The 17,581-nt window shown below is 67.1% G+C and carries 5 protein-coding genes and 1 tRNA gene; 1 reads left to right on the forward strand and 5 read right to left on the reverse strand.

Annotated features, from left to right (window positions below; translation table 11 throughout):
* Window positions 1-76 precede the first annotated feature (76 nt).
* The 4 genes from JQ639_RS03595 to JQ639_RS03610 all read right to left on the reverse strand — a co-directional run bounded on the left by JQ639_RS03595 (window position 77) and on the right by JQ639_RS03610 (window position 15,741).
* A complete protein-coding gene (locus tag JQ639_RS03595; protein ID WP_211969367.1) occupies window positions 77-13,114 on the reverse strand; it encodes a filamentous hemagglutinin family protein in 13,038 nt (4,345 codons plus the stop codon).
* Between the two features lie 348 nt (window positions 13,115-13,462).
* Window positions 13,463-14,470 carry a FecR family protein gene (locus JQ639_RS03600; RefSeq protein WP_211969366.1) on the reverse strand — a complete coding sequence of 336 codons (1,008 nt, stop codon included), beginning with the start codon at window positions 14,468-14,470 and terminating at the stop codon, window positions 13,463-13,465.
* 117 nt (window positions 14,471-14,587) lie between these two features.
* A complete protein-coding gene (locus tag JQ639_RS03605) occupies window positions 14,588-15,103 on the reverse strand; it encodes an RNA polymerase sigma factor (RefSeq protein ID WP_211969365.1) in 516 nt (171 codons plus the stop codon).
* Window positions 15,100-15,741 (reverse strand): secretin and TonB N-terminal domain-containing protein, encoded by a 642-nt coding sequence (locus tag JQ639_RS03610; RefSeq protein WP_211969364.1) that lies wholly within the window; start codon window positions 15,739-15,741, stop codon window positions 15,100-15,102. The genes JQ639_RS03605 and JQ639_RS03610 overlap by 4 nt, the downstream gene beginning before the upstream one ends.
* 218 nt (window positions 15,742-15,959) lie before the next feature.
* On the opposite strand from JQ639_RS03610, the gene JQ639_RS03615 reads away from it, so the two are divergent.
* On the forward strand, window positions 15,960-17,048 hold the full coding sequence (locus JQ639_RS03615; RefSeq protein ID WP_211969363.1) for a hypothetical protein: 1,089 nt from the start codon (window positions 15,960-15,962) through the stop codon (window positions 17,046-17,048).
* 39 nt (window positions 17,049-17,087) lie between these two features.
* On the opposite strand, the gene JQ639_RS03620 is transcribed toward JQ639_RS03615, so the two are convergent.
* A tRNA-Gln gene (locus tag JQ639_RS03620) sits at window positions 17,088-17,161 on the reverse strand.
* Window positions 17,162-17,581 lie beyond the last annotated feature (420 nt).

The following is a 17,581-nucleotide window of genomic DNA, read 5'->3' on the forward strand; positions in this document are numbered from 1 at the left end:
ACCACCGACGGCGGCTCCGGCAACTCCATTCCGCGACAGCGCTCCAGGGCCGCCCGCACCAACCGTTCTGCGCGCATCATCGCGCGACCGACATCATGCTCCGCTCGCTGTCGGTGAGCTTGTTTTTCTGCTCCTCGCTCAGCGTGCCGCCGCCGACGATCTGGAACATGCTGTTCGGATCATAGCTCTGGCGCTGGTCGAGCGTGCGCTTCTTGTCCTTCTCCGATTGCTCCGGCGCAGTCTGATCGCCACCGCCGCCATAGCCGAGCACTTCGACCATGATGATCGAAGCCTGCGTGTTGCCGCCGCTCTGGCTCGGCGCCTGCGTCTGCTGGGTCGCTGCCGTCGCGTTCGAGGCCGACAGGGCCATGCTGAGATTAGGCGCCTGGACGGTCGGAATACCCGACGAGTTGCCCTGCACCTGGATATTCGCGGCATTGAGAATCTGCAGCGCTGCCAGGGTCACGTTGCCGGAGACACGGATGCCCGCCTCGCCCGCATCGATGGTGCCGAGCGGAGCGATGAGATCGATGTCGCCGGGCGGCACTTCCGGGATCGGGTTGAGGGTCGCGATGCCCGCGCCGGATGACGGCACCTGCGGCGACAGCATCGCCCGGCCATACTTGTCGTAGACGCGTTTCGGCGGCGTATAGACCGTCGTCGTCTTCGAGCCGCGGCCCGCATTGATATCGCCGGTCGCCGACCACGCGATGATATTGCCGCCGAACGTGGTCATGATGCGCGACAGGCCGAGCAGGATGCTGTCCTGCCCGTAGATCTGGATATTGCCCGCGCCCTGCGTGATCAGGCCGGACGACGCCGGCGGCACCAGCCCTTCGATGCCGATGACGGCGCGGCCGCCCGGCGCTAGGATCTGGATGTCGCCCCCCGACAGCGTCCGGATGCCCGAGCCACCGAACATCGTGAGATCGCCGCCATAGGCCGCCATCTCCGGGAACAGCACGGCAATCGCCTGTCGCCCGCGCAGATAGCTGCCATGGCGCTGACCACCCTCGTCGTTGTGCTCGCGGCCGCCCGCGGTGAGCTCGGCAAAATAGACGCTCCGCAGGAAGATCTGCCGCTGCTCAGGGGGCAGGCCTGCGAAGTAAGCGCGTGCCTCCACATCGGTCCCGGCGAAGCCGTAGCGCTCGCCGAGCCAGACCGCGAGCTCACGCTCATATGTTTTGGCAACCTTGCCCGGCTGGTCGGCGAGCGGCACGCCGCTGCTCGACAGGTTCGCGGGATCGAGATAGCGCGCCGCGAAGCCGTCGTAGTTCGGCCCGGACGCACCGACGCCGGCGAGCATGGCAACACTGGCGCCGCGACGGGTGTCGCCGGTGGCGAGCGGGCCGATGCTGGTGATCGCGCCCTTGTCGGCCTGATAGAGATTGCGGCCGGCGGAGATTTCGATCGCACCGGGACCGGCGATGTCGAAGTTGGCGTTGACGATGTCCCGTCCGGCGGAGATGACCGAGACATCATTGGGGTTGCTGTGCACGATCAGATTGCCACGTGACGTGCCACCGTAATAGCTGTCGCGCGTCGCCCCGGGGGCCAGCCCGGCGCCGACGATATCGCGGCCGGCGCGCACCATGAGCGGCGCCGACGCGCTGTACCAGATGCTCAGTCCACCGGAGAACGACAGGACCTCGCCGGTGTACAGGCCGGAAATGTCGCCGCTCCTCGCGTAGAAGCGCACGGGATCGGCATCGGCCGCCCGGCCGATGGGGGTCACGGAGGTGTTCGGACCGAACACGAACAGCGACAACGGCATGACATTGCCGACCTGATCGATCGAGCCGGTGAACGACGCGTTGGTCACCAGCGACCGGCCGAAGACGTCGACGTCGCGGCCGGCAAAAGCCGGATTGAACGGGGTCGGCATCGGCACGCCGGTGCCGGACAGGCTGAAGCCGTACTGGCCACCATAGATCGAGTTGCCGGCCAGCATTTCCAGCGTGCCATACCGCGAAGGCGCGAGGGTGACGAAGGGATAGGGCTGGTTGTCATAGCGCAGGGACGGCGCGGCACTGGCGCCGTAGAAGATGCTGCCATTCAGCGCCGCCGCCCGCAGGATCGCCGGATAGACGACGGTGCCGTCGACCATGTTCTGGTCGGTGTTCAGGCTCGCGGCGCGAATGCTGTCCCGCTCCATCAAGGATGTCGTCGGTGTCAGGTTGCCGCCGGCCGACATCAGGTTGATCGCGGTATGCTCGGTCCACAGCGAGAACCAGCTTTCGCCGCCGCCGCCATACGAGACGCCGCCCGCGGCATAACTTCCATTGTTCGGCGACAGTGTGCGGCCGGGATCGCCGGCGCCGCCGAGGACGAGGTCACCCCGCGTATCGATGGTCATCACCGCGTCGCCGGGCACCAGTGTGAAGCCCGAATGCGCGTCCGACGCCGTCGCGGTGAACGGATCGAGCCCGCGCGGATCGAACTTGTCGACATAGGCGCCGTAGGCCAGCTTGATCCCGCCGACCGACTGCGTGGTGACATGCAGCGCACCGCGCAGGTCGACCAGCGCTCCCGCCAACGCATGTTTCTCGCCGACATCGGACAGTGTCAGGTTCGGATTGAGGGCGCCGGCAATGCGGATGTCGATGTCGCCGCCTCCGGTCAGTGACAACGATCCGTCCGCCCCGACGCGGCCGGTGCTGCCGACCGCGACCATCAGGCCCTGGCTGCGCTCCTGACCGGTCCGTAGCGAACCCTGGCCGCCGCGCAGATCGATCGCGCCGGCGTCGCCGCCCACCCGGATCGCGATGTTGCCGCCGCCAAGCGCGCCGATGCCCGTGAAGCCGGCGACATCCGGCAGACGCGCCTGATTTCCGTCCGCGATCGCCGTGTTCGGCACATAGGTGCCGAAATTAATCCACCAGGAGGTCGGGATCGGGGTATCCACGGCGGTCGTACCCGTGCCCTGGCGCCACAGCCAGTTGCCGGTGACGACAGTGGAAGGCGTCTGGCGCCACGACTGACCGTAGATGTTGCCGGTGAGATTGCCCCCGGCCGCGATCAGAACGTTGCCACCCTGGTCCGGGTACCACGCCTGATAGATCGCAGTCGCCGAGGCGTAGTCGGCGCTCGCAGCGCCCAGCAGCGTGCCATCAGGGAGAAGGCCACGGGCGCGGTTGTAGGCCGCATCGACCGCCGTCGCCGTGCCGGCGGTGTAGACGCCGTAGAGCGAATCCATCCGGATATTGCCGGCCGCTGCCAGCGACAGGTTGCCGGTGCCGGTGCGGATCACACTGAACGACGGCGAAGCATATGTGGTCGTGGGCGGCATATTGATGGTGGAGAGGTTGCCCTGCCCGTAATCCCCGAAGTCCGGCGGCAGGCCGAAATCATTCCAGGTGTACTTGGGATCGCCGTACAGGGTGGCGAGTTCGAGCCGGGTCTTGAACAGCAGGTCCGACCTGCTGGTGATGCCGGGTGGCAGGCCGTTGAGATCGACGACCGCGTTGACGCCCTGCATGGTCAGGCCGAGATCGAAATGACCGGCGGCGGGATCCCAGAAGCCGGGTAGTTCCAGATCGTCCCAGCTCGACGCCCCGAGCAGCGCGATCAGCTGGCTCTCCGATTTGCCGACGAGATCGTTGACGGAAAGATTGGGATAGTCGGCGCCCCATTTGGCGAGGATCGCGAGCGCGCCCGCCATGTTGAGGTTCATGACGATGCCGCCGGAGGCCGTCCGCGAGGCATAGTGCGTATCGGCAAGAATGATATCGCCCTTGCCCAGCGGATTGCGCGCACGGACGTCCGCCGAGCCGAGATCGGCGCCCGCCGTGAACTGCATGTCCCAAGAGGTCGCGCCGGCGCCGAGCATCGGCGCGATGGCCCAGTTCTGTGACTGGCGATCGCCCGTCCGCGGACGCAGCTCGACCCGCTGGCTTCCCACGAGCTTCACATCGGTCATGGACGGGATCAGCGATCCCGCCGCCAGCGCCAGCGGCACCGCGGCGGTCAGATCCGCAGGCAGCGGAACGCCCTTCGGCCAGGTCAGCGCCCCGAAGCTCGCGGCGCCGCGCAACACTGTACCGGCATCGAGCTGCATGCCGGCCGACAGCGTCACCACACCGGTCAGCACCGTGCCCTTGGCGAACGCCACCGCGCCGCTCGCGTCATAGATGGTGGCATCGACGACAGTCCCTGCGGACAGCAGCAGCGTGCTCGTCAGGGTGGCGCGGACCGGCAGCACCGTGCCTGCCGGCAGGCCGTTAGCGGCACCGACCGGCAGATCGTAGTTGAGTGTCACGCCCTTCCTGAACACCGTGCCGGCATCCAGCGTGACGGCGATGGGAAGCGTCAGGTCGCCGCCATACGGCAGAATACCCGGATCGAGCACCCAGCCGTTGTCACCGGTGGTCGCCGGCGGCGGCGTGAAGCCGTCGTTGATCGAGCCGCGGATGTTGAGATTGCCGACGGCGCGGATGGCGATCGCACCGGGCTCGCCGAAACCGCGCAAGCCGGCATCGAGCCGGTTTGCGTTCGGGCCATAGCGATAGCCCGACAGGTCGAGATCGCCGGCGACCGTGAGATCGCCGTTCGGGTTCGCCGCGCTGACCTTGCTGACGACCTCGACGCCCGGACGAAGACGATAGTTGCCGAGGCCGCCGAGCCGCGCGCTCAGTGCCCCATTGGCCAGCGCCGCATCGATGAAGGCCGCGCTGTCGGTATCGATGGCGTCGAGATAGCCCTGCGTGATCTCCTGCGGCCGGTTGCCGGTCACCTCGGGCGCGGTGGCGAGCGGCGCGTCGTCATAGACGCGGAACGCGTTGACCGCGACGGTCCTGGCGCCGCGGACCGGCGGCGTCCCCTGGACGTTGACGGCAACGTCATTGGCGCCGTCGACCCCGCGGGTCCCCGCCGGCACGCCGCTGCCGCCGAGACGCGGCGCATTCAGCGTCAGCGTGCCGCGCGCGGCGCCATCGTTCTGGCGCGGCCCCGTGCCGGAAGCAACCTCCGTCCCGACGCGCAAGTCGACGGCGGCATTGCTCGTCAATGTCAATGTGCCCTGACGCGTCGTCAGATCGACGCTCGCGCGGTTTGGTGCATCGATGATCTTGCCATAGCTGTCGAACCGCATGCCGGTGCCGTGGGCGTCCAGCAGGCCGTTGACCGTCAGATCGCCCATCGCCACGAGGCGAATGCTGCCGACCTGGACGCCGCTGGCATCGATCGTACCGTTGACCGTGAGACTGCCGCCGTCGGCGACGATCTCGACATTGCGCGCCCTGACCTCGTTGCCGACGACGACGTCGCCCTGCTTGATCTGGAAGCGCCGCGCGCCGAACACGCCGCCGTCGTTGAGTCGCGCATTAAGCCCGGCGAAGTCGGGCAGCACCTGGGCCTGCACGGTGACGTCGGCTGCGTCATACGGCACCAGCGTGCCGCCAGCGTCGTATCGCCCGGATGCGGTCCCGCGCAAGGCGCCGGCGAGCTCGACGCGTCCCGCGCCGTTGCCGAGGGCCGTCACGGTGATGGTGCCGGCGCGATTGCGCTCGGCGGAGACGTCAATGGTGGAGCCCGCCTCCTGGCGGATATTGCCGGCGCTGCTGCTCAGGATGAGATCACCGCCCCAGCTGTACTTGGTGATGTCGAACATCGGCACCGCGCGCCCGGCGAGATCGAGGCGTGCGTTGCCGCCGAGGACGATGTCGCCGCTGGCGTTCACGGTGAAATGCCCCGACGGCAGCACCACGCTGCTGTCGATGAGGATATTGGCGCCAGCAAGCTTGAGCTGCGCACCGAGGGCCGTGGCCGGCACGGCCGCGCCACCCGAGCCGATGATGCGGATATCGCCGCCGGCGGTGATGGTGTTGCCGGACCCGGCCGCGCCGGTCAGAAGCGGCGTCGCGACGGTCAGATTGCCGCCGCTGTACTGATAGCCTGCACCCGCGACGTATTCGCCCTGCCGGTGATAGACGCTGAGCGTGCTCTTGTTGGTCGATGTGACGTATTCGCTGGCCGTGAAAGTCACATCGGTGAAGCCGAGCGCGATGCGATTGTCGACAACCTGGTTGCCCGGCTGGGTGTTGGGGCCGTAGCCGAACACGATCCGGTTGGCCGCGATATTCAACCGGCCGTCGCCGAGCGTGTCTGGCATCGCCGCCCCCGGCGCCACGGCCAGGCCCGTCCAGACGAACTCTCCGGCGCGGATCGTCGCAACATCGCTGCTGCCGCCGTAGCCGTAGATCGCCGGGGTCCCGAGGACGAGGCGACCGATCCGCGACGCATCGAGCGTGACGTTGCCGAACACATTCACCGAATTGCGTGCATTCAGTGCCAGCGTCTCGAGCGCCGGTGCGCCCGTCGCGGTATTGCCCGCCAGCAGATGTGACAGGACATTCTGGTTGAGCGCGAGGCCAGCCGGCAGACGGCCTGCCGCCGCGGCGGCCGAAAGAGCCGCATCGTCGCCGAGATTGATCGCCGACAGGCCCAGCACGAGATTGCGGGTACCGTAGGAGACGTTCCCCGCCATGGCGAACGAGCCGATCGTCGCCGCGGCGATCGTGCCTTCCGAAACCAGCGTGGTCACCCCGCCGCAGCCGGCGGTGACACAGGCGCCGATCGAGATTTCGACCTCGTCACCGGAGTTCGGCCTCGTCTCGGCCTGCATCAGATTGATCGCGCCGTTGGACAGCATGAGCACGCCATTGGCCACGAAGACATAGCCGTCTCGCGAGTTGAAGCTGCCGCGACCGCGACCGATGGTGCTGAGCGACGCGCCCTCCTCGATCGTCACCCGGCCGATCTCCTCGCGCCATGGCCGCCCACGGCTCGCGAGAAAGATCTCGCCCGCCACAAGTCGCGCACCGCTGCGCACGATGGTATCCATGGGGCTGGTTTCGATGGTCACCACGCGCCCGTTCTGGCCATAGTCCACGCCGATGGCGCCGTTCAGCACCAGACGCGGCGCATTGAGCTTGTTGATCTCGTCGGCGCTGACGGACGACCCCGACATGCCCGGCGTCGCGTTCTGGCCGGTTGCCAGTATTTCATTGACGCCGAGGAGCTGCACGATGCCGTCAAAACCATTGCTGTCGACCGCAGCACGGATGCGCAGGTCGCCGTCGAAGATCAGTTGCGCACGGCTGTCGGCCGTGCGCGGCTTCTGCAATTCGAGATTCAGCAGGCGTGCGTCGATGGTCATGGCCGCACGCGGCACGCCGACACGCACCGCATCCGCGAGCACGAACGCATTGTAGCCCATCTCATTGTACGACGAATGGGTCCTGACGATATTGCCCGGTGTCACGGTGACGAGGCTCGGCAACGACGAACGGATCGTCGTGTTGGCGATGCTGAGAGAGGCACTCGCGACATACGAACCGTTGCCGGTCGCCGCAACGCTGCCGCCCGGGAGGACGCGGCCGCCGATCTCGACGCGATAGGCTCCCGGGAGGAGCGCATAAGTCGACGGCATCAGCGTATAGGTGCCGGCCGCAAGGCCCGGCACGCCGTCGGGAATGGTGATCTGCCGGCCGATCCCGGGCTCGCCATAGCCCGCCTCCTGCCCCGTCGGCGCATAGAGACCGGCGCGGCCGGGCACGATGGCATAGACCTCGTTGCCGCTGGCACTGTACTTGTAGGCGGGATTGGAATTGATGAACGGTGTGGTGAGAACATCCACGGAGCCGCCGCGACCGGAGACGAATCCCGCGCCGGTCAGCTCGCCGCCGCCCGAGAGGTCCAGGATGGCGCCGGCCGGCGCGTCGACATGCAGAACGCGCAGGCTGATCGTCCCCATTTTTCCAGCGCCGAACAGCTTCGCTGCTGCGCCGTTGTAGGTGTAGGTGAGGCCGTCGCGGGTGCCGCCATAGGGCATCGTCAACCCGGCGCTGCTGACCGACGTGATGCTGCCCGGCAGAAAATGAATGACATCGATCTGGGCGTCGTTGCTGTTCGTTGCGAACTGGAGCGTGCCCAGAGGCGCACGCACCACGCCGCCCTGATTGATGGTGCCCGCAGCGAGCGACAGTGAGCCGAACACGGAGTTCGGCATCTCGGGTGTCACCGCGCCATAGCGGCGGATATCCAGCACGCTGCCAGCGCGGATCTTGCCCTCTTCACCGATATAGCCGGCCGTGATGATGCCGAACGCGCCGGTCGCCGGATAGATCTGCTGCGCGGTCAGGGCGATGTTGGCCGAAGACTGCAGGCGGGTACTGATGTCCGTCCGGATCGCGCCGAGCATGCGGATATCGCCGCGGCTCAACAGATCGACCAGCGCGAAGCCGCGGCGGTCGACCGTGTACTCCCGTGTCTCGATGTCCATGACCTGGCGGACGCCGAACGCGACGAAATCGCGCACGTCGATCAGGTCCGCGGTCACCCCGAACACGGCGTTGCTCGGCGTGTCCGTCGGTTTGCCATAACCGCTCTCCCACCTCACCGCGGGCAAGGTGAAGTGCTCGCGGCCGCCGCGGGTCGCGCCCGCCAGCCTCACATAGGGAGCCGAAAGCGACACGCGCGCGGCGGCGTCGGCGGCATCCGTCACGGCGTACGCGCCGGCATAGAGACGCAGGCTCTGTCGCATCCCCAGCGCGACGTCGCCATCGAACGACAGGATACCGTCGACCAGCACCGACAGGTTGTCGAAGCCGCCGGCCCTGATGCGGTCGGCCCCGACGCGCGCCGTGCCGGTGACAAGGCTTGCCCTCGCATCAGCCTTCGAGGCCGCACCGGCGATGGCGCTGTCGCCCTGGATGTTGGCGATGACGATTTCGCGATGCCGCAGCACATCGCCGCTGAGAGTCTGCGACGGATAGTTGGGCGTTTCGAGCGCGAGCGCCAGCGTGCCGCCGGCGGCGTTCGAACCGCCAGCCGTCGCCCGCAGCGTTCCATCGAGATAGAGGCCGTGGCCCGACTTGACGACGATGCTGCCGCCGTTGCTGGCGACCGCGAGCGGCACGCTGGCCTGGAACCCCACGACAGGCGTACCAAGAACTGCGCTGGTGCCGGATGCGTCCAGCAGCGCGCCGGGGCGAATGACGACGAACGATGTCGGCGTGAGGGTCTGGCCGTTCTGGTCCCAGTCCAGCGCGCCACCGATCTGGATCGAGCCGCCATCGGCGACCACGCCGTAGGTCCGGCCGCGCATGTCGGTGGCCGTCACCGCACGCGCCGCCACGTCGAGAACGGCATGTTCGCCGATCCAGATCAGGCCCGCCTTGCCGCCAATTTCCGGAACGAGGGAGCTAGTCGGCTGGGTGAGGCTGATGGTGCCGTTCGGCGCCACCAGCATGCCATCGACCGTGAAATCGACGCCCCGCAGATTTATCGACTGGCCGGCGTCGACCACGATCGCCGCGCCTGCGCGAACATCGATCAGCCCGCTGGCGAGCTCAGTTGCCCCTTCTCCGGTTGCCGCACGAAGCGTGACGCTCGCGCCTGCCCGCTGGGTCAGGCGCGCATTACGCGCGTCCTCGATCCACGCCGGCGGCGTCCAGACGTCGAGCGCACGCGTGGGATCCGCGCCGGTCGCGACGTCGAAAGCGCCGTCCTTGAGCCGATAGACCGGCATCGCGCCATCGATCCGCGCCCCGTCCGCGACCACGAGACCGCGACGGCCATTGATGTCGTAAGTCGAGAATCCCGTCTGGAACAGCGGCGTGCCGATCTGCAGGATCGGCTTGATGCTGGCGTCACGCTGCAACACCGCCCCGGCCGCGATGCGCGTTCCGGCCGCGAACGTCACGTCGGTCGGCGCCAGCGTGCCGACCGGAATCGTCCGGGTGACTGGTGTCAGGGAACCCAGACCGTCCGGGAAGACATCGCCCGGCAGGATATAGCCCGCGATCGCGGCCACCTGGTATTGGGGAATCGTGATCACCGTGCCCGCCGGAATGACCGGCCGCGGGTAGTTGGTCGCGCGCGGCCAGTACTGGAATTGCTGCCCGCTGCCGGTCTTGACGAAGTAGCTCGCGCCGGCGGTCGGATAGGGCGGCGTCCAGTCCGCGGCCAGCCTGACGTTCGTGAAATTCGCGGCCGCGGTGATGCGATCGCCCGGCAGGAATACGGTGGTCGGATAGGAGTAGTCCGCCGGCAGCACCTCGCCGGCCTTGACCTGATACTCCCGAAGCAGCACGAGATCGACTGGCGCCTTCTCGCCCGCCCCGAGCACACCGTCGGTCTTCAGGATCCTGCCGCCGATGGCGATCGCCGAGCCGGATTCGACCCTGAGCGTGCCGCCGCCGCTGACGCCATAGGCGCGGATGTCGCCGTCGAGCGTCAGCAGGCCGTCGGCCTGGGGATTGAGCGGATTGGTCTGACCGGCGATCAGCGTAACGTCGCCGCCGCGGCCTCCCCTGAACTTGCCATCGGAGAGCACCGCACCTCCCGAGGACACGTCGATCGCGCTGCCCCTCTCCACGGTGATATCGTGGGTCGATCGCAGGGTGACCGAGCCGCCGTTGATCAACGCCTGCCCGGCATCGGCAGACGAGCGCCCTTGCGCGTTGACCCAGATGCCGCGCAGGTCGAGCGTCGCACCGTCATGGACCGTGAACGATGCCGTGCCGTTCTTGAGCAGCACCTCACCAAAACCGCGACCGCCGGCGATATTGCCCTTGAAATAGTTGTCGACCGTCAGCGAGCCGCCCCGCGCGGTGACATCCGCCTTGATGTCGACCACCGGCGCGTTGAGCGTGACGCTGCCGCCATCGGCGAGCGCCAGGGCGCGATCAATCGTGATGGTGTCGGCCGAACCGACCGCAAGTCCACCGAGACGCATCGCGTTGAGGCGGCCGGCATCGAACCACGCCGTCCCGGTGCGCGCCAACGGCAACGCATCGGCCGCGGACATGCCCGCGGTGATCGCTGCGACATCGCCGAAACGAACCTGCGAGGCGTAGAATGCGCTCTCGGTCGTTTTCGTCACATCGAAACGGCCGAGGCCGAGCGTGCCCGCCTGCGGCGCGGCGTTCTGCACCTGCTTGAATCCGTCGGCGACATTGGCGGCGCGCGCACTCGACTGCCGTTCGCCGGTGACGACGTCGGCGAGGATCTCCGCCTCGAACACCGCTGTCGGCGTCGACAGGTTGAGGCGGCCAGCGTCGCGGCCGACCGTATAGCCGGCCTCATAGCGCCCCGTGGTCGAACGATCGAGTGGAGAGGTCCAGATCTCGGTAAGACGGTCGATGACCTTGCCCTGGACCATATGCGTCCGCACGAAGCCGCCGGCAGGCGCGATGAACTTCATATCGGCCGGTGCATCCTCGACGCGGTAGATGCGGCCATCGGCTCCGAGCAGCGAGGTGGAAAAGATCCAGCCGCCGTCATAACTTACCGAGCCACCGGAAATGTTGAAGGTCGCGCCCCGCTGGGCGACGACTTCCGGCGCCGCCAGGGTGATGCTGCCGCCCACGGCCGTCCACTCGCCGATGGTATGGGCCGCGTTGGCGAGATAGCCGCCGACTTCGAGCAGACCCCCCCTGGTGTAGTAGCGGTCGCCGGCATAGCCGCCGGTGCCGGCGGGCACATAGACGAGATCGCGCACGTCGATCCAGACGTTCCGGCTGAGCAGCACGCCGCTGTCACGATTGACCGGCGAATCCCTGAGCTCGTTGCCCTGAACGTTGACCCGCACCTGGTTGGCCGACATCGGCAGGACCACGCCCTGCACGCCCGATACGTCGAGGAATGCGCCGTTTTCAACGAAGACGCGCTTGCCCGCGCTCACCGCGATCTGGCCACCCTGAGCCATCGTGAGCGAGCCGTTCTGGAAATTCGCCACGCCGCCGGTGACGATCTCGACGCGCGACTGATCGAGGCGGTCGGCAAGCTTGGCCAGATTGTCGAACTGTCCGAGCGCGCCCGGATTCATCCCCGAGGCGGCGATCAGCGCGTCGCGTTGCGAGTTGAGAGCCGTATCCCTCGACGCGAGTTCGGGCAGGATCGCGCTGACGCTGCGCCCGGTCAGCGTGACGCTGCCGTTGCCGTCGCTCAGGGCGTTCAGCAGATGGATGGTGCCGCGCTGATTGACCGATGTCGTCGACAGCAGGATGCCGTCCTGCGTCACCGCGCGCCCCGCCAGGGTGATGTCGCCCTGCTGCGACAGGACGAGGCCCGTATTGGTCACGCGGCCGCTGGCGCTGCCGATGCCGATCAGCGGCGCGATCTCGCTGCCGCGGGTGGTCGAGAACTGGTTGACGTCGGTGGCGTAGCCGCGACGCAGGACGAAGTCGTCGCCCGCCGCGAGAATGGCCTGCCCCTTCAGGGTGGAGATGCTGCCGGCATTCTCGACCTGCGAGCCGATCATCAGCACGTAGCCGCCGCCCGCGGTCACCGAGGATGGCGCGGCGGTGGAAATCGAGGCGCCCGCCTCGACGACCACCTTGCCGCCCGCGGCGGTGAAGCTCGGCGTATAGGTGGAGCCGGTCAGTTTCGAATAGATGCCATTGTCGAGGAACTGACGGTCGGTGATGCCGGCGGTGGATGCGATCAGCGAACCAACATTGATCTGGCTGTTGCCGCCGAAGATGATGCCGTTCTGGTTGATGACATAGACCTGACCGTCGGCCTTGATGTTGCCGAGGATCTGGCCCGGACCGGTCGTCGCGTCGACGCGGTTGAGCGCCACCCAGTTGCCGTTGCCACGCTGGTCGAACGTCAGCGTGGTCTGCGCTCCGACATTGAAGGTCTTCCAGTTGAGGATCGCCTGCTGCGCGGTCTGGCGAATGCCGACCTGGGTCTGGCCGCCGGCGTCGACGCTCTGGGTCGGCGCGTCGGCGCCGGTCCAGCCCGCCGGTGCATTCGGCAACAGGCCGCCGGCGCCGAGGCCGTTGCGCACCGCGACGGGCGCCGTGGTCGATACCTGCGCCGCAGCGGCGGCCGCGCGCGCCGCCGCCTGGGCATTCGACATCTCCTGCACGGCGCGGATCGCGCGCACCATCGACTGCTGCGCCGCCGCGGTCGATTGCCGCGCGGCCTGCGCCGCCGCTTCCGAGGCCGCCGCTGGAACAGGCCCGGCGCCACCGCCGCCGCCCACGCCGCCCAGCGTCGCGGCCAGCGCGCCGCCCCCCGCCGTCAGGAGCGCGACAAGGCTCGTGCCCGCCAGCAACGCGTAGCGCACCGAACGATGCGTGCGGACGGTGGTCGGACGAAACATGGGAGCTCCTTACGGCAACAGGCGCATGCAGGACGCACAGCGGGTCCCGCCTGACGGGATCATCGAACGCCGGCTCGCCGACCGGGCCTGGCGGTCCCGCGCGCATGGATCCGGCTCGCGCGACGTGTGCCGAGGTGCTCGGCACACGATGCAGGAGACGAAAGACACTCCAGCCACGAAGCAGCCCCAGGCATCCGAAGCCATCCGCCCATCGGCAAACGGCCATCCGGAAACCAGGCGTTCATACCTGGGTGACGGGAGTACGGGCCCGAACCCCCACGGGTTTTTTGTGAAACTTTCGTGTCAGGCGACGCCGCGTGGCGCGGCGCCCTGATGCCGCAGCCTTCGTCAACTCAGCAGAACAATGCCGCCCGGCAGCGCACGCATCCTGGCGCCAAAGGCCTGTTCGATCTGGGTGAGGATGTCATCGAGCCGGCTGATGCGGAAGCGCCCACTGACCGGCGCACGGCCCAGCGCGGCGCTGGTCACGATGATGCGCCCGGCGCGATAGCGGTTGACCTCGGTCACCACTTCGCTCAGCGGCGTCGCCCTGAAGATCAGCACCCCGTCGTGCCAGGCCGACATGACGTCGATGTCGACCGACCTGACCTGCATCTCGCCCTGGGCGTCATAACGCAGTTGCTGCCCCGCCATGACCGTGGCCCTGTCGCCGCCACGCGCGACACGCAGTTCGCCGCGCAGGCAGGTGGCGCAGACCGACGCTCCGTCGTCATGCTGCAGGTATCGGACATCGAAGCGGGCCGCGGTCGCGGTCATCTCGCTGTCGGCCGCCTCAACGATCAGCGTCCGCCCCTGCCGCGCCGTCGCGAACGATGCCTCGCCGGCAATCAGCTTGAGGCGCTCGCCCCCCTCGTCAGACGATTGACGCGCGATGCTGGTGCGCGTGTTCAGCCGGATCGACACATTGTCGGAGACGGCTACATTGCGCTGCTCGCCGGCGCCGGTCCGATAGTCCGCCGACAGCTCGGTCAGGGACGGCCACAGCTCGAGCGGTGGCCGGGCCGCGACATAGACGCCGGCGGCCACCGAAGCGGCCACCAATCCCCCGCCGACGAAGGCACGCCGGCTCATCGGGCCGATCCGGCGCGCCGCATTGTCCTGCAGCCGGCTGCCCGTATCGCGGCGGCGCAGTGTCTCGCCGGCCTTGCCGAGGTCGCGCCACAACAGGCTCGCCGCGGCGAAAGCGGCGGCGTGTTCGGGGCTTTTGTCCCGCCATTGCCTGAGCTCGTCGGCATCGGCCATGGTGGCTGCGCCGGACGTCAGCCGCCGGACCCAGCCGACCGCCTCTTTCCTGAGAGGATCGAGCTCCAGATCGTCGTGATCACCGGCAGCCATGGTCAATCCCCGCTGCAGCATGATTGCCCGTCTGCCCTCTCCACGACAAAACTCCGCCACCGGGCCCGACAAACGCCCTCAATGAAGAGACATCTTTCAGCGATCGTTTCCGCATCGTCATTCGCCAAATTTGTCGCGACGGGCGAGGCAATATTCCTGCGCCCGCTGCAACTCCTTCTCGACGAGGCTGACCGAGATCCCGAACTTCTTCGCAATGTCGGCGCGAGGCATGCGGTCGAGGCGGGCCGCAAGCAGAATATCGCGCTGCCGGGCGGGAAGCTCGAGAAGAATGGCTTCCAGCAGCTTGAGATCCGAGCGCATCTCGACGACGTTGGACGGCACCGGAGCGTCGTCGGCGATCTCCAGCAGGCCATCGACCTCCGCCGCACTCAGATACCGGGAATTCGCATCGCGCATCCGATCGCGTGCGGCATTCATCGCGATCCCGAAAATGTAGTTGGTCGGATTGCGGACATCACCGATGGCATCGACCCGCTCGATCCGGAGCCAGGCGTCCTGCAGCGCGTCGTGGGCAAGGTCGGGCGACCCGAGGCGCCTGGTCAGGCGCCGCTTGAGATCGTCGTAGCGATCGACCAGATGTCGTCGCACGAGGGCCAGTGACGCGTCCTTCATCGCACGGTCCGTGCCGGGACCGTCGTGGCCTCGTCGCATCCCATCGTGACGCCGGGCGCCTGTGGCAAGATGACAATCACGATCGGTTGCCTCAGGCCCTCCGGCGGCGCAGCTCCGAAACCGAGCTGACTTACGGCGCGCTGAATGGCTTCGTCAACCTCCGCGCTTCCGCCGGAGCCGAACTGCTCGTACCGCGTCAAATGGCCGCCGCCATCGATCGATAGCCGCATCGCGATCCGGTAACGGCCGGGACGCGCGAGGTTATCCCGGCACAGCGCCGCGCGAAGGGCGGCCTGGATACGCCCATAGTAACTGGCGACGAGCGGCGACGCCGACGTCTCCAGCGCGACCGGAGTCGGCGACAGAAGGATGGAGCCGCTTGCATGGCGAAAGGCGGCGAGACCCGTGTCGTGCAGGAGAACGGCGAGCGCGGCATCGGCCGACATCGCCCCGCGCACGCCCTTCGACATCCGCCCCGACGCCAGATTGCTGTTGTAGAGCAGATCCTTGCCTGTCAGCGCGCTATACTGCTCGAGCGCCGACGCCAGCGGCTGCGCTGCAATGTCGAACGTATTCGCGGCCTCCTGGGCGTAGGCATGGGCACCGAACCACGCGACAACGATCACCAGCCATCGCACGTACCATCCCGAACGCCGTCCCTGCGTCTCCCCGGCCGTCGCCGACACTCCGCCCCCCTTGCCGCGCTGCTGCCAAACCGCGGGCTTATAGGCAAACGAGATCACAGATACATGTCAGCCACGCAGCCGCACATCGACAAGCGCAGAGTTACGGCACACATCGCGGACTGTCACACCATCATCATCTTCGAGCCGCAGAGCTCCATCGTTGCACGCATTTGATTTTCGATCGCGTACGCTTTCCCCGTTTCGGGGCAGGATCAGGACACATGATGATTTACAAGGCCGCCTTTTCGGCCATCCGGATCGCATCCATGGCCATAGCGCTCGCGCCGTGGTCGACCGCTTCGGCCCAGGCCTTCGACTTCGCCGGATACCAGGCCGTCGACATCGATGCGTTGCTTGACCGGCCACGCCCGACAGGCGTCGAGAACCGCCCGCCTGCGCGACTGAAGATCGCCGGCACTCTCGCCACCTATGGCGAGCCCTGCGACACCTCACAGATCAAGATCTCGATGGCGGCGGCAGGCATCGAGCAGGCCCGCATCGACGCGGTGCCGGTCACGCGCTGCATCAAGCTGCGAACGGCCAAGGGGCACACCGTCTCCCTCGCCATTCAGGACGTGGTCGCGGGCTTCTTGCCTCAGGAAATACCCCTCGGCGGCCCGATTACCCTGTTCGTGCTGCAGACCTTCGCGAGCGCCGACGGTCCCGGCATGGTGGTGAACGAATTCAAGGCCGGCTCCTTCGCGCCAAACGACACGCCGCACGCATTCAAACCGCCATCCGCCGGCGACGGGATTCGCGGCGAATGGCGCCGCACGGGCGCCGCCTTCGCATGCGTGGTGGCAAGTCCGCAGAAACTCTCACCGAGTGAACTCAAGCCAGACGTGCTCGAGAAAGCCTGTCTCCACATCGGCCCGTTCATGATCGGCAGCGACGCACGCAAGGTCACATCTGCGCTCGGCGCACCACACCGCGTCGTGCCCCAGCCGAAGAATGCAAATTCGCTCATCTATTTTCTGGAGCAGTCGGAGCGGCACCCCTACCTTGTCGTCACCGTGCTGAATGAGACCATCGTCGCACTTCAGGTCACAGGCCCGACACCGGCCAAGGACTACAGCTTCAACAACATCAACCTCGGCGACAGCACCGAGACATTGTCGCAGCAGTTCGGCCCCGCCAGGCAGACCAACGCGAGCAGCGACAAGGATACCGTGGTCTGGTCCTATCGTCCGTGGCCGTTCTCGTTCGAGGTCAACGCCGGACGCGTGACATCAATCCGGATCGCGGATCCATCGCAGTAACAGAGCAGATTGGGGCTTGAGCACAATCGTCGTGCGAGTTGGCTGGGGAACTAGGATTCGAACCTAGACAGGCAGAGTCAGAGTCTGCAGTCCTACCATTAGACGATTCCCCACCAGGTGCCGGCCGAGCTGCTGAAGCAGCGGGCGGAACGAAGTCCGCAGCGGCACGACGAAGCGTCTGGCGCTCGATATAGAGTGCTCCGCTGCCGCGGTCTACCCCATCGCACTGCCAAATTTGCGACCGGGGGACGGATTTTTGTGATTATCGCGCTGGCCGTGGAGCCTCGCTGCCTGCCGGATGGACCCGGATGCCCATCATGGTCAACAGGCAGTAAACGGGATTCGGGACCCGGCACCGCCCTGAAGCTCCGCGACCGGAAATCCTCTTTACCGCCCAATATGTTACCGCAGGGGATTTCGGTTCCACCGGAGAAACCTTGCACAGGCATGACCGCGATCACGACCGCCCACTGGCAAAGCTTAACAATTTCTCCAAACACCCCCTCCATAGTCGGTGTCCGGATAAGCACAGA

It is taken from the genome of Bradyrhizobium sp. U87765 SZCCT0048 (assembly GCF_018131225.1).
Classification (GTDB): Bacteria; Pseudomonadota; Alphaproteobacteria; order Rhizobiales; family Xanthobacteraceae; genus Bradyrhizobium_A.

Bases quoted from the DNA above. Each gene is read 5' to 3' on its own strand.
- JQ639_RS03595 (WP_211969367.1), bottom strand. From the start codon at position 13,114: ATGTTTCGTCCGACCACCGTCCGCACGCATCGTTCGGTGCGCTACGCG.
- JQ639_RS03600 (WP_211969366.1), bottom strand. From the start codon at position 14,470: ATGGCTGCCGGTGATCACGACGATCTGGAGCTCGATCCTCTCAGGAAA.
- JQ639_RS03605 (WP_211969365.1), bottom strand. From the start codon at position 15,103: ATGAAGGACGCGTCACTGGCCCTCGTGCGACGACATCTGGTCGATCGC.